This window comes from Halioglobus maricola (assembly GCF_009388985.1).
GTDB lineage: Bacteria > Pseudomonadota > Gammaproteobacteria > Pseudomonadales > Halieaceae > Halioglobus > Halioglobus maricola.
On the sequence record NZ_CP036422.1, the window covers coordinates 1922665 to 1946359 of the forward strand.

Genomic DNA, 23695 nt, shown 5'->3' on the forward strand with positions numbered 1-23695 from the left:
GCTGGAGTTACAGATTTCATGAAACCCAATATTGTCATTCTCGCCACCGGTGGGACGATAGCCGGTGCAGGCCAGTCCGGCACCGAGGCCGGCTATGCCTCCGGCCAGCTTGGGGTAGAGCAGTTGATCGAGGCCGTGCCCCAGTTGCAGGAGCTCGCATTAATTCGTGGCGAGCAGCTTATGAGTGTGGGTAGCCAGGACATGGACGATGCCGCCTGGTTGACTCTTGCACGTCGCATCAATGCGCTACAGGCAGCGTCGGATGTGGCGGGCATTGTCGTCACTCATGGCACGGATACGATTGAAGAAACGGCCTATTTTCTCAATCTCGTGGTCAATGGTGACAAGCCTGTGGTGATGACCGCAGCGATGCGTCCCGCAACGGCGCTCTCTGCCGACGGTCCTCTGAATATCTACAACGCGGTAGCCGTAGCGGCCGACGCAGACAGTGCTTCGCGTGGCGTGCTGGTCGTCATTAACGACAATATCCACGGCGCCCGGGGAATGACCAAGTCATCAACCACCGACGTACAGACGTTTGTATCACCGGGCAGGGGCCTGATGGGGGAAACCCATTACGGCCAGAATCGCTATTTTCGGCATCCCTATAAGCGCCATACACGCCAGTCCGAATTTTCAATAGACGAACTGGACGCGCTTCCCCGCGTCGACGTCATCTTTGTCAGTGCGGGCGTGTCGGCAGATCTAGTCGACGATGCCGTCGCCCGCGGTGCGCGCGGACTGGTGCTCGCGGGAGTCGGGAATGGCAATATGACCGCGCAAATGCAGGCAGCGGTTGGCCGTGCAACCGGGGCCGGCGTGGTCGTGGTTCGCTCTACACGTGTTAACAGCGGGGTAGTGGGGCGTAATATTGAGATAGATGACGATGCCCTGGGTTCCGTGGCTTCCGGCGAGCTCAACCCGGCGCAGTCACGCGTGCTGTTGAAACTGGTGTTATGCCTTACTGATGAGGCACATCAGGTGCAGGCCTATTTTGACCAATACTGATTCGTCGGAAACGCTACCTGTGCTCTTTCAGGATGAGCATATGGTGGCAGTGAACAAACCCAGCGGCTTGCTGGTACATCGAAGCCCCATTGATCGGCATGAAACCCGCTTTGCCTTGCAGTTGGTCCGCGACCAGATCGGTCAGCGGGTCTATCCGGTACATCGGCTCGACAAGCCGACTTCAGGGGTCCTCCTGTTCGCGCTCAATTCTGATATCGCTCGGGAGCTCTCGGCGCAGTTCGCCAGTCACACCGTGGACAAGCAGTATCTGGCAGTGGTTCGCGGGTATTGTCCGGAGGAGGGCGAGATCGACCACCCAATTACCGACAAGCCAGACAAGATGATCGACGGGCTTCGAAGCCAGCCCAGACCGGCGCAGGAAGCGCTGACCCGATACCAGCGCCTGGCAACCGTTGAAGTACCCTATGCCGTGGACCGCTACCCCCAGGCCCGCTATTCACTAGTCGCCCTGCAACCGGTGCACGGCCGCAAGCACCAATTGCGGCGACATATGAAACACCTCGGCTATCCAATGATTGGCGATGCGAAGTATGGCAAGGGCGTCCACAACCGATTCTTCCACACGCATTATGGCTGCGACCGGCTGCTACTTGCTTGTGTCGGAATGACGCTGCTCCACCCGGTGAGCGGTGAGCCCGTGGTATTGGAGGCAGACATCGGTCAAGGCTTTGAGAGAGTGCTGGAGGCGCTGGGCTGGGCGAGTGTTCTCTCAGGCAGCGCTCGTTAAGGCGTCGCGCTCCTCGGCGATCTGGGCTGAGACGCGTTGCTGAAGTTTTGCATTGTCGTGCACCAATTCGCGTTCAAGGTAGGGAACCAAGAGGGCGCGTTCATCATTCTGCAGGCCCCAGCGGACCATTTCGACCAATACCGGGATGAGGCTCACGCCCTTGTCTGTGGGGATATAAATTGCCGCCTTGCCATCGAGTGGATCCTTGAAACGCTCAATCAGCTCTCCCTCCTGCAACTGCTTGAGTCGGGAGGCGAGGATGTTCGTGGAGATCGGGCCGCTGGACGCGAGCAACTCTGAGTAGCGGCGTCTGCCGAAGAGCAACATGTCGCGCATCAGGCTCAGGGACCAGCGATCGCCGAGCAGTTCGAGCGCGCAGGTTATGGGGCAGCAAGGGCCGGATTGCATGTCTTTTATCTTGGTCATAGTGCTCAGTCTAAACAATAACTTGCATTAAGCAAGTTATGCGCTAGAGTGTTACTTGCATTTTGCAAGCTAAGGAGCGCACTCAGATGTCACTCGATGTTTCCCTGTTGTATACAGCCGTGCTGGGTCTATTGCACGTGCCCCTGACCGGTTTCGTTGCGCTGTATCGAATACAGCATCAAATTTTACTCTTCGATGGCGGGGACAAGGTGATGGGCCAGCGCATGCGTGCGCAGGCCAATTACGCTGAAAACGTGCCGATAGCGCTCATTCTGCTGCTGGCCTTGGATGCTGTGGGCGCGCCTGCCTTGTGGTTGCACGCGCTCGGCGCCACCTTGGTGGTGTCGCGCATCGTGCACTACATTACTATCTCGACGAACCCCGCCAATACATTGCCGCGAGTTATCGGTATGGCGGGCACGCTTGGTGTGATACTCGCTGCCGCGAGCTGGTTACTGTATTTCTACCTGACCTGATAACGGGCAACTGCCCTAATAGCTGGAGAATCCTGATGAAATTGATTGGTGTCCCACTGTCCCCCTTTGTACGCAAAGTTGCCGTCATCCTGGCGGTTAAAGGGATAGAAGACTTTGAGATCGAGGTAGTGCTGCCGGGCATGCAGCCCCCAGACTTTACCGATATCAGCCCGCTGAACAAGATTCCTGTTCTCGTAGACGACGATCTTACGATTCCCGACAGCAGTGTGATCGGCGAATATCTGAACGAGAAATATCCTGAGCCCGCGATGTTGCCAGCCAATATCGAGGACCGCGCCCGGGCGCGTTTTCTTGAGGAGTACGCCGATACCAAACTGATCGAAGTGCTTTCCATTCCTTTTATCGAACGCTTTATTGGGCCGCGTCTGCGCCAGAGCGAGCCCGATGAGGAGCGTATTCTTCATGCGGAGGAGGAGTTGATCCCGCCCGTGCTGGACTGGGTCGAGAGCAGGGTGCCAGAAGAGGGTTTTCTTTTCGGAGACCTGGCAATTGCGGACGTCGCTCTCATGACCCACACGATCAACGCGGCGTTGGGTGAGTACCATATCGATGCAGCGCGCTGGCCAAAGTATGCGGCCTATCTCGAGCGTGTGAAGGGCCATCCTGCTGTCGCCAAAGCACTGGCCAGGGAAGCTGAGGCAATGAAAGCCATGATGGGGTAGGTGGGATTTGCCGTGACTAGGCCGTATAATCGCGGCCTTTTCCAGCTATCCTCGAGAGAACCATGACTGTACGTACTCGCGTCGCCCCTTCACCCACCGGCGACCCCCACGTAGGCACCGCCTATATCGCGTTGTTCAATATGTGTTTCGCCCGCGCGCATGGCGGCCAGTTTTTGCTTCGCATTGAAGACACTGACCAGACGCGCAGTACGCCGGAGTCTGAGCAGGCGATCCTCGATTCCCTGCGCTGGCTGGGGCTGGACTGGGATGAGGGCCCTGATGTCGGCGGTGAACTCGGGCCTTACCGCCAGAGTGAGCGTATGGACATCTATGGCCAGTATGCTCAGCAACTGGTTGACGAGGGCAAGGCATTTCTGTGCTATCGCACAGCAGCAGAACTGAATGAATTGCGCGAGGCCAAGCGAGCGGCAGGCGACAGCAATGCTCTGAAGCCCTCTGAGTTGCTACTGCCGGAAGAGGAAGTCGCACGGCGCAAGGACGCCGGGGAGCCCTATGTGATCCGGATGATCGTGCCGGAGGATGCGGGCACTTGTGCAGTAGACGATATGTTGCGCGGTACCATCGAGCTGGAATGGGGTATGGTGGATGCACAGATCCTGCTCAAGTCCGACGGCATGCCGACCTACCACCTCGCCAACGTGGTGGACGACCATTTGATGGGTATTACCCATGTGTTGCGCGGGGAAGAGTGGATTAACTCGGCGCCGAAGCACAAGCTGCTATACGAATATTTTGGTTGGGATATGCCCAGGCTTTGTCATCTGCCGCTGTTGCGTAACCCGGACAAATCCAAGCTTTCCAAGCGCAAGAATCCCACCAGCATCCTGTACTACCAGCGCATGGGCTTTTTGCCTGAAGCACTGCTCAATTACCTGGGACGCATGGGCTGGTCCATGCCGGACGAGAGCGAAAAGTTCTCTCTGCAGCAGATGCAGGACAACTTTGACGTCCAGCGTGTCTCTCTGGGCGGCCCGATCTTTGATGTCGAAAAGCTGTCGTGGCTCAATGGCATGTGGATCCGCGAAGACCTCGACCAGACCCAACTGGCACAGCGCCTGGTGGAGTGGGCCTTCAACGAAGAGAACCTCATGAAAGTGCTGCCCCACGCACAGAAGCGGATGGAAACCCTGAGTGACTTCGCTCCGCTGGCATCTTTCCTTGTGTCGGGCACACTGCCTATTGACGAAGAGAGTTTTGCCGCCATCAAAGGTGAGCGTGAAGACGTTGTCAAAGGCCTGCAGTTTGCCCTGTGGAAAATGGAGGCTTTGCAGCAGTGGAATCGCGATAGCATCTGGAATGAACTGAAGGGGGTCGCCGATGCCCTGGACGTCAAAGTGAAGGATTTTCTCGCGCCGATGTTTGTCGCCATTTCCGGCACCAGTGCATCGTTTTCCGTGGTAGATTCCATGGAACTGCTTGGCGCGGATATGAGTCGGGCGCGCCTGCGTCACGCGATAGCGGTGCTGGGGGGTGTGTCCAAGAAGGGCATGAAACGCCTGGAGAAAGAGTACCAAAGCTTATAGGGGAACATTATGCTGGCCACATCCATGGTGTCGACGTTTGTGCGAGCCGCCAACGGTATTCAGAGCACGCCTGCGGCCGAGAAGCCTGCGGCCATGCTGCAACTCTACGATATCGAAAACTGCCCCTATTGCCGCCTGGTGCGCGAGGTGCTGACCGAACTCGACCTGGATGTGCTGGTACTGCCGTGCCCCAAGGGCGGCGAGCGTTTTCGGCCGGAGCTGGTGGAGCGGGGTGGCAAGGCGCAGTTTCCCTACCTCATCGACCCCAACACGGATGTTGAACTCTACGAGTCTCTGGATATTATCGCCTACCTGTTTAAAACCTACGGCGGGGGTGAGCGGCCGCTGAAGTGGAAGCTGGGCGGATTACAAACCTTCGGCTCTATGCTGGCCAGTGCGCCGAGATTGAACCGCGGCATGCGGGCCAGAACCGGTGACGTGCCAGAACAATTGCTCGAACTCTACAGTTTTGAATCCAGCCCTTATGCCAGGCTGGTGCGAGAGCAGTTGTGTGCGATGGAAATTCCCTACGTTTTGCGCAACTGCGGCCGGACCCTTGCCAGCGAGTGGTTGCCGCCACCGGTACGCAGCGCCTTGAAGAAGACGCCCGAGAGCGAGCTGGAGAATCGCAGGCACCTATTGCACCGAGAGGGCAAGCTCTCCATTCCCTATCTGTACGACCCGAATACTGATCAGGGTATGTTTGAATCAGGCGACATCCTGACTTACCTGCAAGATACCTACGGCAGCTGACGGAGCGCAGCCGCGATGTCTATCAGCGTTTTCGATCTGTTCAAAGTTGGTATCGGCCCATCGAGTTCTCATACGGTGGGGCCAATGCACGCCGCACGGTTATTTGCGCAACGTTTGGCCGATCAAGCACTGCTGGCAGGCTGTGAACGGGTGCGCGCCGAGCTCTACGGTTCGCTGGGAGCGACCGGCGCTGGGCACGGTTCGCCGAAAGCGATTCTGCTGGGGCTTGAAGGTGAGACGCCCGAGAAAGTGGATGTCGCAAGCATCGCCGGCCGGGTTGCCGGCATCCGTGAACAAGGCAAATTGACCTTGCTGGGCGACCGGGAAATCGAGTTCAGCTATCGCGATGACCTGGTGATGCATCGCCATGAGTCGCTGCCCTATCACGCCAATGGCCTGCGTTTTTCCGCATGGAATGCAGCAGGCGAGATTCTGTGTGAGGCCGTGTACTACTCGGTAGGCGGCGGTTTCGTCGTCGACGAAGCGGCGGCTGGCGCCGACGTTATCGTGGAAGATGCCACCCCATTGCCATACCCGTTTACAACAGCGGAGGCCTTGCTGCAGCAGAGCGCTGACAGCGGTCTGTCGATCAGCGCATTGATGTTGGAGAACGAAAAATCCTGGCGCAGTGAAGCCGAGATCAAGCAGCAGTTGCTGGCAATCTGGCACGTCATGGCCGAGTGTATCGCCACAGGCGTGGCCACAGAGGGCATTATGCCTGGCGGCCTCAAGGTAAAGCGCAGGGCCGCCCAGTTGTATCGCCAACTCAAGAGTGAGCCGCACTCGCTGGGTGATGCTTCGCTAACAACCATGGACTGGGTCACACTGTATGCGCTGGCAGTGAATGAAGAAAATGCAGCCGGGGGCCGGATTGTGACGGCCCCGACTAACGGCGCGGCAGGTATTATCCCGGCAGTACTCAAGTATTACCTCGAGCACTGCAGCGGAGCTGCTGAAGAGGACGTAGTGCGCTTCCTGCTTACGGCCGGTGCGATCGGTATCCTGTACAAGACCAATGCTTCGATATCTGGCGCGGAGGTCGGTTGTCAGGGTGAGGTTGGCTCGGCCTGTTCGATGGCCGCCGGTGCGCTTGCCGACGCGCTGGGCGGTACGCCCAAGCAGGTGGAAAATGCGGCTGAAATTGCCATGGAACACAACCTCGGGCTGACCTGTGATCCTATCGGCGGGCTGGTGCAGGTCCCCTGCATTGAACGGAATGCAATGGGCGCGATCAAGGCCATCAGTGCCGCACGTATGGCCTTGCGCGGCAGCGGCGACCACTATGTGTCGCTGGATCAGGTGATTCGCACCATGCGTGACACCGGTCGCGATATGCAGGATAAGTACAAGGAAACCGCTCGTGGAGGCCTTGCCGTCAATGTGCTTGAAGTCCCGGTGAATATCATCGAATGCTAATGAACGATGTCATCACGGGCGTGGATCTGCTGGCGACGGCGGTGTTTGCGATCAGTGGCGCGCTTGCAGCGGCCCAGGGACGCCACGACGTCCTCGGCTTTATCCTGTTCGGCACGATCACCGGCATCGGCGGTGGCACCCTGCGCGACCTGCTGCTGGGAGTGGATTCAATCTTCTGGTTTACCCGTACTGAATATCTGTGGATTTGCATGGGCGCTTCAGTGGCGACTTGGTTTCTGGCGCCGTTGTTCGACTCTATCAGCAAGGTGCTTTTGTGGGCCGACGCCGTGGGCCTGGCCCTGTTTAGCGTGCTGGGGGCCGTCAAGGCTGTGCAATTCGGCGCCCCTCCGATCGTCGCTGTGGGCATGGGGGTCATGACCGCCACCTTCGGCTCCATGATCCGCGATACGCTGCTGAACAAAGAGCCGGTCTTGCTGGGCCCTGAGATCTACGTGACCGCAGCGGTACTGGGTGCCGCTGCTTATACCTTGCTTCATAGCTATACCGACTGGGCGCTGCCCATCGCGATCGCACTGGCGTTTACACTGCGCGCCTGCGCGATTGTGTTCGACCTGCGCCTGCCCAAGTATGGAAAGCCGGCAGATGAGTAGGGACGGAACGCAAGAGTGCCCCTGCGGCAGTGGTGGTGACTACGCCGATTGCTGCGCGCCCTATGTTGGTGGTGCCGCCATCGCGCCCAGCGCGGAGAAACTGATGCGTTCGCGCTACAGTGCTTTTGCCAAAGGGGTTTCTGATTACTTGTTGGCGTCCTGGCATCCGAGCACTCGACCGTCCCGCGTTCGTCTTGATGACGAGCAGCGCTGGATAGGCCTCACGATCAAGGACACTGAGGCGGGCGGGGAGGGGGATTCAGCAGGGGTTGTGGAGTTTGTTGCACGCTTCAAGGTCAACGGGCGTGGCCACAGGCTGCACGAACGCAGCCGTTTCGAGAAGATTGATGGGCGCTGGTACTATCTGGACGGCGACCATCTATAGCGGTCAGGGCTAGGAGGCGTTGCTCAGCCGCTCCTGGGCTTCTACGCTCGCCAGATACTCATCGTACGTGCCCTGAAAGTCGTGCAGTTGCTCATCTTTGATTGCAATGATGCGCGTAGCCAGTGACGAGACGAACTCCCGGTCGTGGCTCACGAAGATCAGCGTGCCGTCGTAATGTTCCAGAGCGAGGTTGAGCGCTTCGATAGATTCCATGTCGAGGTGGTTGGTGGGTTCATCCATCAACATGACGTTGGTGTCCATCATCATTAATTTGCCGAACAGCAGGCGGTTCTTTTCGCCGCCAGAACACACTTTTACCTTTTTCTTGAAGTCGTCGGCCGAGAACAACAGCCTGCCCAGTGTGGCGCGGACAATCTGGTCGTCGTGATTGGCGCGGCGCCACTGGCTCATCCAGTCGAAGAGGTTGAGATCGCAGTCAAAATCGTTGGTGCTGTCCTGGGGGCAGTAGCCGAGCGTGGCATTTTCGGCCCATTTAATGGCGCCTCCTTCGGCTTGTAACTCATCCATAAGGCAGCGCAGCAGGGTGGTTTTACCCACACCGTTCTCACCGATCACTGCTACCCGTGCGCCAGCTTCAATCATCAGGCTGCCGTTGGCGAACAGGGTTTCATTGTCGAAGCCGTGGGTCAGGTGCTCAAGTGTTAGCGCCTGGCGGTGTAGCTTTTTATCCTGCTTGAAGCGGATATAGGGGCTGACCCGGCTGGAGGGTTGGATGTCGTCCAGCTTGATCTTTTCGATCTGCTTGGCGCGGGATGTCGCCTGCTTTGCCTTCGATGCGTTGGCGGAGAAGCGGCTGACAAACTGCTGTAGCTCGGCGATCTGGGCGCTCTTCTTGGCATTCTCACTCTGGAGACGTTCCCGCGCCTGGGTGGAGGCGGTCATGAAATCGTCGTAGTTGCCGGGGTAAATGCGCAGGTCACCGTAGTCGATGTCGGCCATGTGGGTGCACACGGCGTTCAGGAAGTGGCGGTCGTGCGAGATGATAATCATGGTGCACTTGCGCTCGTTGAGCATCTCTTCCAACCAGCGGATGGTGTCGATATCCAGGTTGTTAGTGGGCTCGTCGAGCAGCAGGATGTCCGGATCAGAGAACAGTGCCTGGGCCAGTAGAACACGCAACTTCCAACCCGGCGCCACCTCGCTCATGGGGCTGTAGTGAAGTTCCTGGGCAATACCTGCACCCATCAGGATTTCCCCGGCGCGGCTCTCGGCACTGTAGCCGTCCATCTCGGCAAACTGCACCTCGAGGTCGGCGACTTTCATGCCGTCTTCTTCTGACATTTCTGCCAGACCGTAGATGCGGTCGCGCTCTTGCTTGATGGTCCACAGTTCATCGTGGCCCATGACCACGGTGTCGATGACGCTGTATTCCTCAAACGCGAACTGGTCCTGGCTCAATTTACCGAGCCGCTCATTTGGCGTGATGGAGACGTTGCCGGCGGTAGGCGCGAGGCTGCCGTCCAGAATCTTCATAAAGGTGGATTTGCCGCAGCCATTGGCGCCAATCAGGCCATAGCGATTGCCGTCGCTAAACTTGACGGAGATGTTTTCGAACAGCGGCTTGGCGCCGAACTGCATGGTGATGTTGGCTGTGGAAATCACGGTAGTGTCCTGGGTAGAGAGCGTAACTGGCGGGGGCCAGCGAGGCGCGCACTCTACCTGTTTGTGGCGGTTTGGTCGAGAGGGCCGAGAGGGATTATTGCCGCTTATTCAGGCTCTTCGTCGTCAGCGATGCGTGCCAGCCGTTCCTGTTCTTCCTCCATGGCGGCCTTGATCTCCAGCATGACGAGATCGACGTCTGCGGTATGGGTGTCCTCCTCGGCATAACCGGTAAGTTCGGTGTCCGGGTGAAGGTCGCCGTCCTCGTACAATTCCCAGATTTCCTGGGCGTAGCGAGTGCCTTTGAGCGCGGGTGCAAACTGGCTGTAGTAGTCGGTCATTTTGTTGACGTCCCGGGCCAGCATGGACTGGGCGTTGTTGTTGGACGCAGCGTCCACGGCTTGGGGCAGGTCGATAATGACCGGGCCGTTCTCATCCACAAGCACGTTGAATTCAGAAAGGTCGCCGTGAACCAGCCCGGCGCACAGCATACGTACCACGTAGTGCATCACCAGGGCGTGATCTTCCAGCGCCTGCTCGGCAGACATGCTGACATCGTCCAGCCTTGGCGCCACGTCGCCATCCTCATCGGTGATCAGCTCCATTAGCAGTACACCGTCGAAGCAGCCGTATGGTGTGGGTACCCGCACTCCGGCGCGGTCAAGGCGATAGAGTGCGTCCACCTCGGCGTTCTGCCAGGTTTCTTCCTGCTGTTTGCGGCCGAACTTTGAGCCTTTTTCCATCGCCCGCGCCCGGCGGCTATTGCGGACCTTGCGGCCTTCCGTGTACTGGGCCGCCTTTTTAAAGCTGCGCTTTACCGAGTCTTTATAGATCTTGGCGCAGCGAATTTTACCCGAGCTGCGCACGACGAAAACGTCGGCTTCCTTGCCGCTCATCAGCGGGTGCAGAACTTCGTCGATGATGCCGTCCTCTACCAGAGGACGGAGGCGCTTGGGTACTTTCACTTCAGCTTGCGCACCTTGAACTTACGGCCTTTGATTTTGCCGTTCAGCAACCTACCGAGGGCCTGGTCCGCTACATTGCGCTCGATTGCGACGTAGGCGGAGTAATCTGTCACATTGATCTTCCCGACCGCTTTGCCGTCGATACCGGCGTCGCCAGTGAGCGCGCCGAGGATGTCGCCGGGGCGAACCTTCTGCTTGCGGCCGCCGGCTATGCAAAGCGTGATATAGGGGGGAGGGGACATGTAGTCGCCGGTTTCACGCACGGTCTCTATCGCCTCGAAGCTGATTTCCTTCTCGATGTAGTCAGCGATGCTGTTGAGCTTGTAGCGCTCCGAATCGGCGAACAGGCTCAGTGCCAGGCCGCTCTTGCCTGCGCGACCGGTGCGGCCAATACGATGCACGTAAACATCGGCATTGCGCGGTAATTCAAAGTTGATCACCGCGGGAAGGTCGTCAATATCAAGGCCACGAGCGGCTACGTCAGTGGCCACCAGTACGCTGCAACTGCGCTGTTGGAACTGGGTCAGCACCTGGTCGCGGTCGCGTTGTTCCAGGTCGCCGTGCAGCCCCAGTGCCGAGATGCCCTCGTCTGTCAGGTGCTGGCACACATCCCGCACCAGTTGCTTGGTGTTGCAGAAGACGACTGCGGTCTCAGGATGGTAGTGGTGGAGCAGGGTGACAAGCCCGTTGAGCCGGTCCGGCTTGCTGCAAATGTAAAACTGCTGATCGATGTGCTCAGCGCTGTGCAGTGATTCCACCGTGACCCGATCCGGGTCGTTCTGAAAACGCGCACTTAGCGCAAGAATGTCATCCGGATAAGTGGCAGAAAACAGCAGTGTCTGGCGGCTGTCGGGTGTGTGCCCGATGATTTGCTCGATGTCATCGACAAATCCCATTTCCAGCATCCTGTCCGCCTCATCCAGTACCAGCGTATTCACGCGGGCGATGGACAAGGTCTTTTTGCGCAGGTGATCCTGAATGCGCCCCGGCGTACCCACCACAATATGTGCGCCGTGTTCCAGCGACCCAATCTGCGGACCAATGGACTGGCCGCCACACAACACCACGACTTTGATGTTCTGGCGATAGCGGGCGAGGCGACGAATCTCGCCGGCCACCTGTGTCGCAAGCTCGCGGGTGGGGCAAAGCACTAATGCCTGGGCGCCGAAGTCTCGCGGATTGATCTTGTTCAGCAAGGGCAGGCCGAAGGCGGCCGTTTTTCCCGAGCCGGTTTTAGCCTGGGCAACCAGGTCTTTGCCAGCCAGCGCTAACGGCAGCGTGCGCGCCTGAATGGGCGTCATCTGCTTGTAGCCAAGACTGTCCAGATTCGCTAGCTGCTCCTCGGGTAGAGGGAGGGCGCTGAAGGCATTCTCCATAGGGCTAGTGATGGTGGCCGCCTGGCCCATGGGCGTGACCGTGCTCGATCTCCTCGGCGGTTGCGGCGCGCACGTCATCTATCTCAATGTCGAAGGTCAGGGTTTGCCCTGCCAGCGGATGATTGGTGTCGATGTCGGCTGTGTGTCTGCCGGCCTTGACGACCGTAACCGGGACACGGCCGTCGCTGGTATTGAGTTGCACAACCATGCCGGCTTTCAGTTTGCCTTTGAATACAAGGTGCTTCGCCGGTACACGCTGTTGACGCTCTGGGTCGGGCTGGCCATAACCATCTTCCGGCGCAACAGTGGCCGAGAATGTATCGCCGGCGGCTTTGCCGACCATCGCCTTTTCAAGGCCTGGAATGATGTTATTCGCACCGTGCAGATACGCGCTGGGGTCACCACCCCTGGAGGTCTCAACCTCAGTGCCGGATTCATCGCGCAGGGTGTAGTGGAATGTGGCTACCGTTTCTGGGCCTATGTTCATGAATTCTGGTCTCTGTTTGCAGGCGGGCAATGATACTCGCCTGCCAGATTACTGCCAGTGTTTAACGCCAGAGACAGCGCGCAGCGACCAGCGCGACTAGGGTTTCGAAAGCCAGTGCTCCCCAGGTGTACACGCCTACCAGGAAGTCGGCGTCCCAAGCGCTGTAGAGGCGGGCAGCTGCCAGACAGCCTATGGCTGTTACCAGCAGCATCAAGCCAGCGCGATACAGGCTGGGACGAAATGCACAGATGCCGCAGAAAAGACCGAACCCGAACTGAAGGCCGCCGTACATAGCACCCATTTCGGCGTAGGCGTCCCCGTTGCTGATCTGCAGGCCCGCATAGTTGGCTGGCAGGTTTGGGTCGATAAAACAGGCCATGCCGTAGGCGCCGAATATAATTGCTGTGGCCCACAAAAGTCCTTTGCCCAACATAGTTGTTCCTCGAAATAGTTGTTATCTTGGCGTGATGTTACAGCGCAGTTTACGCGAAATCGCCGGGTATGGTTTGCTCCTTGTCTCCTGCATCGCCTGGGTGGTGCTGCCGGCGATACCGTTTCTGGACATCTCCGGGGCTCAGAAGGCGGCATGGGGTGGCGGCCTTTTCGTTTTCGCGGAGGTGACCTGGTGGGCTGCGATGCCACTGTTGGGGCCAGAAGTGATGGCTTTTATACGAGGTTTTTGGGCCCGACTGCGTTCCAGTGGCAAGAATTCCAGCGCCGACAGCCCCGAGGACGAAAATTCACAGCCGTAACGCCTTGACAGTGCAGGCCGGGGTCAATAAAATGCGCAGCTCTTCGTTGATGTTGCTCAGGCAAAAATCCAGATAGATCAACGGGTTAGCTACAAATTTTGGGGCTATAGCTCAGCTGGGAGAGCGCAACACTGGCAGTGTTGAGGTCAGCGGTTCGATCCCGCTTAGCTCCACCAAATACAGATCAAGGGCTTACGAGAAATCGTAGGCCCTTTTTTTATGCTCTGGAGTAACATCTGGCGCAAGCGGCCCCCTCTCTGGTGACACTCAGTGTTTGGTTCGAATAGCCGTCGTCTACTTGATCAAGTAGGTTTTCGAGTTACGCCCCTGGTCGCAAAGCATCCGATTCCGTCTATTTTGTGATCTTCCGGATATGCTATCTTTGATGTTCAATTTCTTCGCGCATAGCAGCCTCTCAGTCGCACGAAAGGGCGAGCCGCAGACGGGGCCATAGCGGCACGCAGTTCGATAAGGAGTACACCGAGCGGCTTCGGCTGCGCGAGGAAATGCGTAAACGCTATTCTCGCTGATGCCCACCAATACGATTGAATGGGCATACGTAATAAAAAAATATGGGTACTTGGGTCAGTTCGGCTTTCGACTCTTCCCACCATGATGGTCAGAGTCTTCAATCCTGGGAGAACATATCGTGATTAAGCTGGTGTACTGCATAGCGAAAAGAGATGACGTGGATTTAGCAGATTTCTATCGAATTTGGCTCGAAGAACATGGGCCACTTGTAAAGTCTCTGGCAAGTGATCTTCAAGCTGTGAAGTATGTTCAAAGCCATACCATCTTGCCGCAGGTTAATCAGATGTTTAAAGGAGCCAGAGACGGGCTGGGAGACCCGTTCGAGGGAATCACTGAAGTGTGGTGGGAAAGCGAAGAAGATCTCACGCAGGCACTACAAACACCTGAGGGCCTCAGGGCCGCTGCCAGGCTGGTTGAGGATGAGTCCAGAATTATCGATTTTGCGAAATCCAGGGTCTTCATGACTGAAGAACACACTATATTCTGAGGTTTTTTCTGGGACGGCTCCCAGAGGTAAGCGGAATCGAGTGCTCAGTTACTCAATGTGCGCTGCTGGGCCCTTAGCTGCCCCTCATATTGAAAAGAGTTTTCGACGCACACTAGCTTTCAGAAATCTAGCTGTTGGGTGTCGAGTTATTTAAGTATTGAACTGAGAGAACCTATGAAGCACTTCATACGCCAAAGATTCTGTATTGTTCCCACTCTTTTAATGCTTGCCGCCTCCGTCGCGGCAGAGTCGGTTGAACCGTCATTTCAAGACAATGCGAAGACATTGGATGGCGTCATTAGTGCGTATTATGAGGTCGTGTCTGGGCCGAAAGGCTTTGAATACAACCCCGAAAGAGACAGTTTTTTGCACGCACGGAATGCGATGATTACCCGATTCAATGAAAAGGGGGACTTCCAGCGTCATACTTTACTGGACGAACAAAAATCCTTGGAAGAGCCTTACGCTGAAGGTTTTTTCGAAGTCGAAGTAAACCGCATTGTTGAGGAGTATGGAGGTATCGCTCATGTGTGGAGTACATATGAAATACGAGAATCTCCAAACGGCAAAGCATTTGCGAGAGGTATAAACAGTATTTCCTTATACTTCAAAGATGACCGCTGGTGGATTTCATCATGGAGTACACAAACGGAAGACACCAGAGAGATACCGGATAAGTACCTTCCTGGCCCCGGACATGCCTCATAGCAGCTTTGAATACCTGACTCGATCATCGCGGCGTGTCTTGCCTCAAGTTAGTCAATATGCCCAGCTGCTATGATCCTATGCTCATCAGCAATGGCGAGCCAGCAGGCAGGAAAGGGGGGGCTTTCGCCAGAACTATATTCTAGAGCAGGGGAGATAATTGAAGCAGATTCGCCGCGAATAACTGAAATATTCAAGGATATTCACCAGCATCCTGAGCTCGGCTTTGCGGAGGTTCGTACAGCGGGCATTGTGGCCAAAGAGCTAACTTCGCTAGGCTTTGATGTTCAGACGGGCATTGGAAAAACAGGGGTTCTGGCTATTTTGCGTAACGGTAAAGGACCTACTGTCCTATACCGAGCCGACATGGATGCAAATGCTGTGAAAGAAACCGCTGATTTGCCGTACGCAAGCACGACCGAGGTGACGTTGGCAGATGGTAAAGTAGTTCCCGTTAGCCATATGTGTGGCCATGATGCGAATGTCAGTTGGATGCTTGCTATGGCCCATGCAATGGTCGAGCTTAAGGATCAGTGGCGCGGAACCCTGGTGATTGTCGGACAGCCAGCGGAAGAACTGATTGCCGGAGCGGCAGCAATGATAGAGGACGGGCTTTATAGCCGATTTGGCATGCCCCGGCCTGACTACTTGATTGGACAACATACTGCACCAATACCAGTGGGAGCTGTTATGGCTGTAGATGGTGTGCGCTCTACCGGAACCGATCAGCTGGATGTTACGTTCTATGGTGTCGGTGGCCACGGCTCGATGCCTCAACACACCATCGACCCGGTTCTTATGGCCTCGTCGGCAGTCGTTCAATATCAAAGCATTATTTCTCGCAATATTGATCCGCAGCAGCCAGCAGTATTAACCGTAGGATCCATCCAGTCAGGTAGTGACAATAATGTTATTCCCGACAAGGCCATACTGAAAATCAACTTGCGGTGGTTCTCCGAATCAGTGCGCGAACAGCTCATATCTGGAATCAAGAGTATTAATCGTTCCATTGCCGTCGCAAATGGTGTGCCCGAGAGCAGAATGCCCACCATGCGGATGAAGGGTCACACTACCCCTATGGTCAATGACCCTGCATTGACGGCCCGCCTTGCTACCAGCTTTAAAGATCTCAAAAATATCCAGGTTATAGAAAAAGCCCCACCTGCCATGGCGTCTGAGGACGTCCATCTCCTTCTGGGGGAGTACACAGACGTACCTTTTTCCTACACCTTGATTGGTGTTGTGAGCCCTAAAGCCTTTGCAGATGCGGGGTTCAAGCCACCTTACTTTAATCACAACGGTGACTTTTTGGTTGAGCTCGGCGCGATGCCTATCGGTAGTCTCACTGCTACCATCGCTGCCCTTGAGTTGTTGGGAATCTGAAGCAATAGCTAATCACATTGTCCAGAGCTGCGTTTCCGAAACAGGGTTGGTCTTGTTAGACCAGTAGCATTACAGCAATAAATGAATTGAAAATCATAAGGACAAAATCAATTACAAAGATGCGCAGCATGACGCCTTTGAATACGTTCCATTGCCCCTCTCCATGGCGATTCCGCAATGCCATTGGAACGTTACCAACGAACTGGGACGCGTGCGCAATAGCATTGAAAGCTAATAACATCGCCCACTGCCTATCCGTGCTAAAACCACCGAGGTTGAATATTAGCGCAATGTTTAGCGCTGATAGCGCCAAATTGAATCCACCCATGAAACGCCCTGATTCGACCAAAGCATCGTAAGCTGTGTTTTCACGGTCCTCCCGGATGGGGACCATTACCTTTCCAAATACTCTCCGACGAATATAGAAAGCCTCAAACGCCAATCCAAACCAGATGGCGTTAAGCAGTAAGACTGCCACAAGCGTCATGGTCATCTGTATCTTCTCGATTAACTGGATGTTTTGCTGATAGTACCTTTCTTCAGCTATTAGGTCATAGCGGACCTTTCTGGATAGTGGGGCCATTTCAACCCCGAGAATGCCCGCATTCGCCTGATAACGGCGACCACACTGTGGTAGTGTTAATGCGTTCAGCATACTGTCGATATTTGCGCACCTTTGGGCAATTCAAGAATTACTGACGCGGCATTTCAACCACTCTGAAAACACGGGCACTCGATGAGACACTTTCCTCTAGCTCTGTTGTTCCTTTGCTCACTTGCCCTTGGTGAGGAGGCAGACTCTCTAGCAAACGCAGACCTCGCGGAACTTGATCGTAAACTGAACAATCCCCTTACAAGTATTTGGTCTCTCACGTTTCAGAACAACACTTCGGCGAATACCGGCGAGCTGGTGGATGGCACAGAGTATTCAAACACGCTATTTTTCCAGCCGTTCATGCCTTTCGAAGTCGGAGCTGACAAGCAGACCATGTTTACCCTGAGGCCGGTGTTTCCGCTAGTCACGCAGCCAGAAGTCGATTTTTCGACGGGTGAGTCGAGCTCTCACAAGACGGGCTACGGCGACACTCAGCTTTTGCTGCTAGCTGGGCCGAACACTGGCGAGGGACTTGTATGGGGTGCCGGTGCTACGCTGATTTTCCCAACGGCTTCTGATGATATTCTCGGTCAAGGCAAGTACCAGGCAGGCCCCGCAGCCATGGCGTTCAATATCGGAAAACCTTGGGTGTACGGTGTATTGGCTCAGCATTGGAGCTCGTTTTCGGGTGACAGCGATCGAAGCGATACCAACCGTACTGATATCCAGTACACCATTCGTTATTCGCTACCAAACGCTATGTCTATCGGTATGGGGCCGACTATAACTTACGATTGGGAAGCGGACTCTGATAATGCGCTTACTTTCCCTATAGGTCTGGGGCTTACCAAGACCACCCGATGGGGGCGGACACCGGTGAAGTTGAGGGCCGAAGTGCACTATTCTCTTGTTAAGCCAGAAGACTATGCGGCAGAGTGGAACTTTCGAATTCAGGTCACTCCCGTCATAAACAGTCCATTTATGTAGTTTCACCTGCTGGGCAACATCATGATTAGTTGACTGCATGAGGTGGAAGCAGACTTCGATACTCCGTGTTGACATTCAATCTTCAGAGGCGGTACCGTGCTCAGGCTTTCGTCAAACACGTGTATCAGCATGCAGGACAGAATGATCTACCAGGTCGAAGAGACCCGAGAAAAAATTCTTCAGGTCGCTGAAGCGTTATTTCAGGAGCAGGGGTTTTTCGATACCCAGATGAAAGATGTAGCGGTTCAAATGGGTATGAGTCGTCACACCTTGTACCGCTATTTTCGCGACAAGGCCGACCTTGGGCACGCTATCCTGGTCAAGATTTTTGCAAAGCTTAGTGCCCAGATAGAAAAACAGCTGGAAGAGGATCTGGAACAAAGGGCGGGGCCCGGAGCTTCAGTTACTGCGCGAGAGCAATTGGTTATTTGCCTGACAGACCTCTTCGCAGCGCCGGAAAACCAGGCGGGTCTGCGGTTTATGGGTGAATTTGATGCGTTCTATTCCGGTAGCCGGATACCAGAAGACTTCCTCGACATGATCGCCATCGATTTTGCCCGGGCGGAGGAACTGGCGGGAGAACTCTTGAGGTATGGGATGGACGAAGGTTCTATACGAACCGATCTCGAGCCCGAGGACCTGCTTGCCACTTGCCTGTACTCCATAAAAGCCCTGCATCAGTTGGTAGCAGCCCGTGGCGGTGCGCTGGTGGGTTTGTCGAGCGAGGGCGAACAACAAATGCTACAAACCAGCGTCCAGCTCCTGATGGACGGCCTCAAGCCTCAAATTTAGAGCGCCTGACAGGGCTGTCATAGCAGGCCCTGCTACGATCAATTTTTCTTGACAAACGTTTAGCCGGTGGTTATTTTTTGAACTAAATAATACACGTGTAATATAAGGCGTGGTAGATCACCTGAACGTGAGATCCAAATACAGTCAACTACAACGTCAAACTCCTGGTGGGGAAACCAATAATGAACAAAATAAATCCGAACGTGAGCAGAATTCGCCAGCTATCACTTGCGATCGCAATGGTAAGTGGTTCTATGGCCGCCACTGCACAGGAACTGGCGCTGGAAGAGGTTGTCGTCACCGCCCAGAAAAGAGCGGAAAGCGTGCAGGATATTCCTGTTTCCGTGACGGCAATGGATTCAAGCACGATCGAGAAGCTCGGCATACAAAGCAGTGCTGATATCGTCAGGCTCACCCCCTCGATGACGGTGCTCGAGAGTAACAACAAGACCAACAGCGGCTTCTCTATTCGCGGCATAGGCACCAATGTTTATGGCGTTGGGGTGGAGCAGGCCGTAGCCATGATCATCGATGATGTGGCCATGCCTCAACAGGGCCAGAGTATGGCTAACCTGGTGGACATCGAGCGCATCGAGGTGCTGCGTGGCCCCCAGAGCACACTGTTTGGCAAAGCGGCATCCGCAGGTGCCATTAATATCACCACCAAGGCGCCGTCCGAGGAATTCGAAGGCACCATCGAGCTGACAGCGACTGACGAAGACGCTTTGCATATTGTAGGCTCGGCGTCCGGGCCCCTGACAGACAGCCTCGGTTACCGGGTCACGGGTTACTGGGCTGACCGGGACGGGTACGTTGAAAACCTGGCCGAGGGTTACGACGACCTGAATGGAGAGGAATCCCAGGGCGTCCGTGCCAAGTTTCAGTGGGACATTTCAGACACCATAAGCGCAACTCTTGGCGGCTACTACATGGAAGAAGATAGTCAGTGCTGCGGGCGAAATTCGACCTACTGGGAGGAGGGAGCCCTGCTGTTTGGCGTCCTCCCGCAGGAGATAGCTGGGCCGGGGATTACGTCATCAAGGGAAAATTCCAAGATCATTAATGACACATTGCCAGACGCCGAGCTGACTAACGAGGGCCTTAATCTCCGCCTGAACTTCGAGCTTGGGGAATACAGCCTTGTATCGATCACAGCAGTAGATAAGTGGGAGTATTCGAACAGTGAAGATGTCGACGGCACAGATTTTGATTGGCTAGGAATTTTAACCGGCGGGGTCTTGAGTGGTGGCTTCTATTCAGATAGTGCACGGGAAACGGACTTTTTTTCACAGGAGTTCAGGCTGGTTTCTCCCTCCAATGATCAATACGACTACTTGATCGGACTCTACTACTCAGATTCTGACACCGACAGAACTTTTTTCCGGAACCTACCCGTTGCTCCCGCTGATAACGCCGTCAGTGCAAGTACGGAATATATTGCCCTGTTCGGGCAGTTGAACTGGCACTTTACAGAGCGTACAACAGCCAGCATCGGCCTGAGGACCTTCGAAGAAGAAATCGGCGCTTCCTCCCAGGATTACCTGATCCCGGGTTCCCCAGAGGTTAGCGGTGACAACAAAGACGACGATATCGTGGGCAAAGCCTCACTGCAGCACTTCATTGCTGAAGATACCATGGTTTTCGCCAGTTACACGCGGGGCTACAAGGGCCAGGCCTTTGATTTGACCGGAGGGTTGACCCCGGAAGAATCGGAGAACCCCATCAGCCCCGAGATCGCTGATGCATTTGAACTTGGAATGAAGAGTGAGTTCTGGGATCAGCGCCTGCGTTTAAATGCGACACTATTTTATACCGAGTACACTGATTTCCAGACTCAGGCGACAGATAGCACCAGCGGCGTTGTAGAGTTCAGGATGACAAACAGCGGTGATCTCAAAACGCAGGGCTTGGAACTCGAAACGATCACGCTGCTATCTGAAGCGTTTACCCTGACCTTGAACGCTTCGTACATTGATGCAGAGATTAATGATGGCTTTGGCCAGCAGTGCTGGCCGGGTCAGACCCCGGAGCAGGGCTGCCTGGATGGCTCCAGCCAAACCCTCGACGGTGCCACGTTGCCGAACTCGCCGGAGTATAAGGTCGCCGCGCTTTTGGACTATTACCAGGAGCTCGATTCGCTGCCCTTCGACCTTTTCGCGAATATTAGCTACACATGGCAGGACGACATTATTTTTAATATCAACCAACACCCAGACCTCACGCAGGATGCCTACGGTTTAACCAATCTCAGGTTCGGCGTCAGCGATAAATCCGGACGATACGAAGTCAGTTTGTTTGGTAACAACGTATTTGATGAGAGCTACGTGAGCGATATGTTGGATTCGTCTGTAATTTCATTGGGTACCGGCCAGCTTCTGGCCCATGTTCTGCCGAGGAATTCGCAGAGTTATTGGGGTATAAAAGCCAAGTATAATTTTTAGACCCGTTTGAAACTTTCTATGTTTGTGCCTCTGCGGTGGCACTCCCATTCGCCCTCATAAGAGGGCGTTTTTTCAGGTACCCAATATGAATAGTGATGCTGTACAACAACTGTTAGGGCAACTGTCACTAGAAGAAAAAGCCCGCTTGTGCTCCGGAAAGGATTTCTGGCACCTTCACGGCATAGAGCGGCTTGATCTTGAACCTATCATGGTGACCGACGGTCCCCACGGCATGCGCAAACAGGCAGGGGAGAGCGATCATGTCGGGTTGAACGATTCGGTAAAAGCCACCTGTTTTCCCTCTGCTTCCGGTCTCGCCGCCAGCTGGAACAAGGCCCTGCTTTACGAGGTGGGTACGGCGCTGGGCAGGGAATGCCGTTCTGAGAATGTTTCTGTGTTGCTCGGCCCCGGTATCAACATCAAGCGCCACCCGCTTGGCGGTCGCAACTTTGAGTACTTTTCCGAAGATCCGTACTTGTCCGGCGTCATGGCGCGAGAGTGGATCAATGGGGTACAGGCCCAGAATGTCGGTACCAGCCTGAAGCACTTCGCGGTCAACAATCACGAACATTGCCGCATGGTGGTGGATGCGATCGTCGATGAGCGCACCTTACGCGAGATCTATCTGCCCGCGTTCGAGATTGCCGTTAAGGACTCGCAGCCCTGGACGGTTATGTGCGCCTATAACAAGCTGAACGGTACCTATCTTGCGGAGCATCCGCGGATGCTCACTTCCATCCTTGAAGAAGAGTGGCAGTTTCAGGGCCTGGTTGTGACCGACTGGGGCGCCAATAATGACCGCGCAGAAGGTGTCAAAGCCGGTCAGGCGCTGGAGATGCCTGCTTCGGGCGAAAACGGCAAGAACGCGATTCTTCGTGCCATTGAATCTGGCAGCCTGAGCCTTGCTGAGCTGGATCGCTCCGTTGCCAAAGTTCTGCGGCTGATACGCGACGGCCAGGAAGCCAAACGCTGCAATGAGAAAGTGGACCTGGACGCGCACCACGTATTGGCGAGAAAAGTCGCGGAAGAATCCTGCGTGTTGTTGAAAAACGATCATCACACTCTGCCTTTGGCGCAACAGCAGTCCATCGCGGTTCTTGGGGCAATGGCCGTTAATACCCGCTACCAGGGCTCCGGTAGTTCCCAGATCAACCCCTATAAGCTGGAGCAGCCGCTGGACGCGCTGGAACACGCTTTCGGCAGTGAAAATATCGTCTACAGTGAGGGCTATAGTGCCCGCGGAGAGTTGACGGAGGCCCAACTGAATGCGTCCCTGGCAGCAGCAGAGGGCGCTGACAAGGTCGTGTTGTTTGCCGGCTTAACGCCAGACTATGAGTCGGAAGGTTTTGATCGCGGGCACATGTCTTTGCCGCCGCAGCAACTTGCCCTGATTGAAGCACTGGCACCTGTTCACCACAAACTTATAGTGGTATTGCAAAATGGTGCCCCTGTGGCCATGCCTTTCGCCAATACGGTGGCGGCGATTCTCGAGGCTTATCTAGGCGGCCAGGCGGGCGCTTCAGCACTTGCCCGTGTACTGAAGGGCGATGTCAATCCCAGCGGGAAATTGGCAGAGACCTTTCCGCTGGCGCAAGCGGATGTAGCCAGCGATACCTGGTTTCCGGGATCTTCACGGCAGTCGCAGTATCGTGAAAATATCTGGGTGGGTTATCGCTACTTCGATACGGTGGAGAAACCTGTTGCCTTCCCATTCGGTCACGGCTTGTCATATACACAATTTGAGTACAGTGATATCCAGGTGTCCGGCACGGACGCTAAAGTTGGGGACGCGTGCTTTTCAATGAAAGCCAAGGACACAGTGACTGTTCATTTGAAAGTGACCAATGTGGGGCCGGTGGCGGGCGCAGAAATCGCGCAACTTTACGTGGGTCAACTGGCGCCAAATGTGCCGCGTCCAGCGAAAGAGCTTAAGGCCTTCGATAAGGTGTACCTCGAGCCAGGCGAAAGCAAATCGCTGTCTTTTGCGCTCTATGCACGTGATTTTTCCTACTGGTCAACAACGACAAATGACTGGCTGGCTGATTCCGGGGAATATACGATTTTTGTCGGGGCCTCCGTGGCCGATATTCGCCTGCAAAAAAGCGTACGGCTGGATACCGGTGTTCATTCGCCAGGGGGGCAGGCAAGCGCGAATTGCAGGCCTGCTCCCGATCAATTTACCGATGAAGCCTTTGCCGAATTGCTCGGACACGCAATTCCAGAGCCGATTCGCCGCGACCCGATACACACCAATTCAATGATCTCGGAAATTCAACACAAATGGCTGGGACGGCAAGTGCTGAAACTGATCAATAAGCAGATCGGCAAGCTAGTCGGCGATAGCGTGACCGAGGAAAACACGCTGATGCTCGAGGCAATAGTCCGTGAAATGCCTTTGCGCAATCTCGCCATGATGAGCCAGGGGAAATTATCGTCGAAGAATGTCCATCGACTTGTGCACCTGTTGAATGGACACTACGTGAAACTTGTTACCGGCGCCCCCGCAGAATCGAGGTGAATCGCA

At 55.4% G+C, this 23695-nt stretch carries 24 protein-coding genes and 1 tRNA gene; 18 read left to right on the forward strand and 7 right to left on the reverse strand.

From position 1 onward, the window contains the following. The first annotated feature begins 18 nt into the window (after positions 1-18). Entirely contained in the window at positions 19-1008 is a 990-nt protein-coding gene (locus tag EY643_RS08725) for a type II asparaginase (protein WP_152661843.1), read from the forward strand. Next, positions 995-1756, forward strand: a complete 762-nt coding sequence (gene truC, locus EY643_RS08730; protein WP_240732869.1) for a tRNA pseudouridine(65) synthase TruC — start codon at positions 995-997, stop codon at positions 1754-1756. Before EY643_RS08725 ends, truC begins: the two co-directional genes overlap by 14 nt. Here the strand turns inward: truC and EY643_RS08735 are convergent. After that, the gene (locus EY643_RS08735) at positions 1739-2182 is read right to left on the reverse strand and encodes a winged helix-turn-helix transcriptional regulator (protein ID WP_205743185.1); all 444 of its coding nucleotides are present in this window, start codon (positions 2180-2182) and stop codon (positions 1739-1741) included. The genes truC and EY643_RS08735 overlap by 18 nt on opposite strands. 86 nt (positions 2183-2268) lie before the next feature. Here EY643_RS08735 and EY643_RS08740 point away from each other — a divergent pair, with 86 nt between their 5' ends. The 7 genes from EY643_RS08740 to EY643_RS08770 all read left to right on the forward strand — a co-directional run bounded on the left by EY643_RS08740 (position 2269) and on the right by EY643_RS08770 (position 8050). Then, positions 2269-2658 (forward strand): MAPEG family protein, encoded by a 390-nt coding sequence (locus tag EY643_RS08740; protein WP_152661845.1) that lies wholly within the window; start codon positions 2269-2271, stop codon positions 2656-2658. A gap of 35 nt (positions 2659-2693) precedes the next feature. Further along, positions 2694-3341 (forward strand): glutathione S-transferase family protein, encoded by a 648-nt coding sequence (locus EY643_RS08745; protein ID WP_152661846.1) that lies wholly within the window; start codon positions 2694-2696, stop codon positions 3339-3341. Between the two features lie 62 nt (positions 3342-3403). Then, positions 3404-4885: a glutamate--tRNA ligase gene (gene gltX, locus EY643_RS08750; protein ID WP_152661847.1), complete on the forward strand. Its 1482-nt coding sequence runs from the start codon at positions 3404-3406 to the stop codon at positions 4883-4885. 9 nt (positions 4886-4894) lie between these two features. Next, positions 4895-5638 (forward strand): glutathione S-transferase N-terminal domain-containing protein, encoded by a 744-nt coding sequence (locus tag EY643_RS08755; protein ID WP_205743186.1) that lies wholly within the window; start codon positions 4895-4897, stop codon positions 5636-5638. 15 nt (positions 5639-5653) lie between these two features. Continuing rightward, positions 5654-7054: an L-serine ammonia-lyase gene (locus EY643_RS08760; protein ID WP_152661848.1), complete on the forward strand. Its 1401-nt coding sequence runs from the start codon at positions 5654-5656 to the stop codon at positions 7052-7054. Next, the gene (locus tag EY643_RS08765; protein WP_152661849.1) at positions 7048-7665 is read left to right on the forward strand and encodes a trimeric intracellular cation channel family protein; all 618 of its coding nucleotides are present in this window, start codon (positions 7048-7050) and stop codon (positions 7663-7665) included. The genes EY643_RS08760 and EY643_RS08765 overlap by 7 nt, the downstream gene beginning before the upstream one ends. Then, entirely contained in the window at positions 7658-8050 is a 393-nt protein-coding gene (locus EY643_RS08770; RefSeq protein ID WP_152661850.1) for a YchJ family protein, read from the forward strand. The genes EY643_RS08765 and EY643_RS08770 overlap by 8 nt, the downstream gene beginning before the upstream one ends. A gap of 9 nt (positions 8051-8059) precedes the next feature. Here EY643_RS08770 and EY643_RS08775 read toward each other — a convergent pair whose 3' ends face one another. From EY643_RS08775 to EY643_RS08795, 5 genes are all read right to left on the reverse strand, one after another. After that, positions 8060-9673: an ABC-F family ATPase gene (locus EY643_RS08775; RefSeq protein ID WP_152661851.1), complete on the reverse strand. Its 1614-nt coding sequence runs from the start codon at positions 9671-9673 to the stop codon at positions 8060-8062. 104 nt (positions 9674-9777) lie between these two features. Further along, positions 9778-10635 carry a PA4780 family RIO1-like protein kinase gene (locus EY643_RS08780; protein WP_152661852.1) on the reverse strand — a complete coding sequence of 286 codons (858 nt, stop codon included), beginning with the start codon at positions 10633-10635 and terminating at the stop codon, positions 9778-9780. Continuing rightward, positions 10632-12041 (reverse strand): ATP-dependent RNA helicase DbpA, encoded by a 1410-nt coding sequence (gene dbpA, locus EY643_RS08785; protein ID WP_420841645.1) that lies wholly within the window; start codon positions 12039-12041, stop codon positions 10632-10634. The genes EY643_RS08780 and dbpA overlap by 4 nt, the downstream gene beginning before the upstream one ends. Continuing rightward, positions 12016-12498 (reverse strand): FKBP-type peptidyl-prolyl cis-trans isomerase, encoded by a 483-nt coding sequence (locus EY643_RS08790; RefSeq protein WP_152661853.1) that lies wholly within the window; start codon positions 12496-12498, stop codon positions 12016-12018. Before EY643_RS08790 ends, dbpA begins: the two co-directional genes overlap by 26 nt. A gap of 61 nt (positions 12499-12559) precedes the next feature. After that, a complete protein-coding gene (locus EY643_RS08795) occupies positions 12560-12931 on the reverse strand; it encodes a DUF4345 family protein (RefSeq protein ID WP_152661854.1) in 372 nt (123 codons plus the stop codon). 34 nt (positions 12932-12965) lie between these two features. Between EY643_RS08795 and EY643_RS08800 the strand changes: the two genes are divergently transcribed. From EY643_RS08800 to EY643_RS08820, 5 genes are all read left to right on the forward strand, one after another. Further along, a complete protein-coding gene (locus EY643_RS08800; protein WP_240732897.1) occupies positions 12966-13250 on the forward strand; it encodes a transporter suffix domain-containing protein in 285 nt (94 codons plus the stop codon). A gap of 100 nt (positions 13251-13350) precedes the next feature. Next, positions 13351-13426, forward strand: a tRNA-Ala gene (locus EY643_RS08805). Between the two features lie 473 nt (positions 13427-13899). Further along, a complete protein-coding gene (locus EY643_RS08810; RefSeq protein ID WP_170287336.1) occupies positions 13900-14268 on the forward strand; it encodes an EthD domain-containing protein in 369 nt (122 codons plus the stop codon). 174 nt (positions 14269-14442) lie between these two features. Continuing rightward, complete coding sequence (locus EY643_RS08815; RefSeq protein ID WP_152661857.1) at positions 14443-14976, forward strand: hypothetical protein; 534 nt, start codon at positions 14443-14445, stop codon at positions 14974-14976. Positions 14977-15066: 90 nt separating this feature from the next. Beyond that, positions 15067-16356, forward strand: coding sequence for an amidohydrolase (locus tag EY643_RS08820; RefSeq protein ID WP_205743187.1), 1290 nt, complete (start codon positions 15067-15069; stop codon positions 16354-16356). 55 nt (positions 16357-16411) lie between these two features. Here EY643_RS08820 and EY643_RS08825 read toward each other — a convergent pair whose 3' ends face one another. Next, a complete protein-coding gene (locus EY643_RS08825; RefSeq protein ID WP_205743188.1) occupies positions 16412-17011 on the reverse strand; it encodes a hypothetical protein in 600 nt (199 codons plus the stop codon). 81 nt (positions 17012-17092) lie between these two features. Between EY643_RS08825 and EY643_RS08830 the strand changes: the two genes are divergently transcribed. The 4 genes from EY643_RS08830 (at position 17093) to EY643_RS08845 (ending at position 23689) form a co-directional block, all read left to right on the forward strand. Then, positions 17093-17938 carry a hypothetical protein gene (locus EY643_RS08830; protein ID WP_152661859.1) on the forward strand — a complete coding sequence of 282 codons (846 nt, stop codon included), beginning with the start codon at positions 17093-17095 and terminating at the stop codon, positions 17936-17938. Between the two features lie 129 nt (positions 17939-18067). After that, positions 18068-18730, forward strand: a complete 663-nt coding sequence (locus tag EY643_RS08835) for a TetR/AcrR family transcriptional regulator (RefSeq protein ID WP_152661860.1) — start codon at positions 18068-18070, stop codon at positions 18728-18730. Positions 18731-18912: 182 nt separating this feature from the next. Beyond that, a complete protein-coding gene (locus EY643_RS08840; protein WP_152661861.1) occupies positions 18913-21171 on the forward strand; it encodes a TonB-dependent receptor in 2259 nt (752 codons plus the stop codon). Between the two features lie 85 nt (positions 21172-21256). Further along, positions 21257-23689 carry a beta-glucosidase gene (locus EY643_RS08845; protein WP_152661862.1) on the forward strand — a complete coding sequence of 811 codons (2433 nt, stop codon included), beginning with the start codon at positions 21257-21259 and terminating at the stop codon, positions 23687-23689. Positions 23690-23695: the final 6 nt, after the last annotated feature.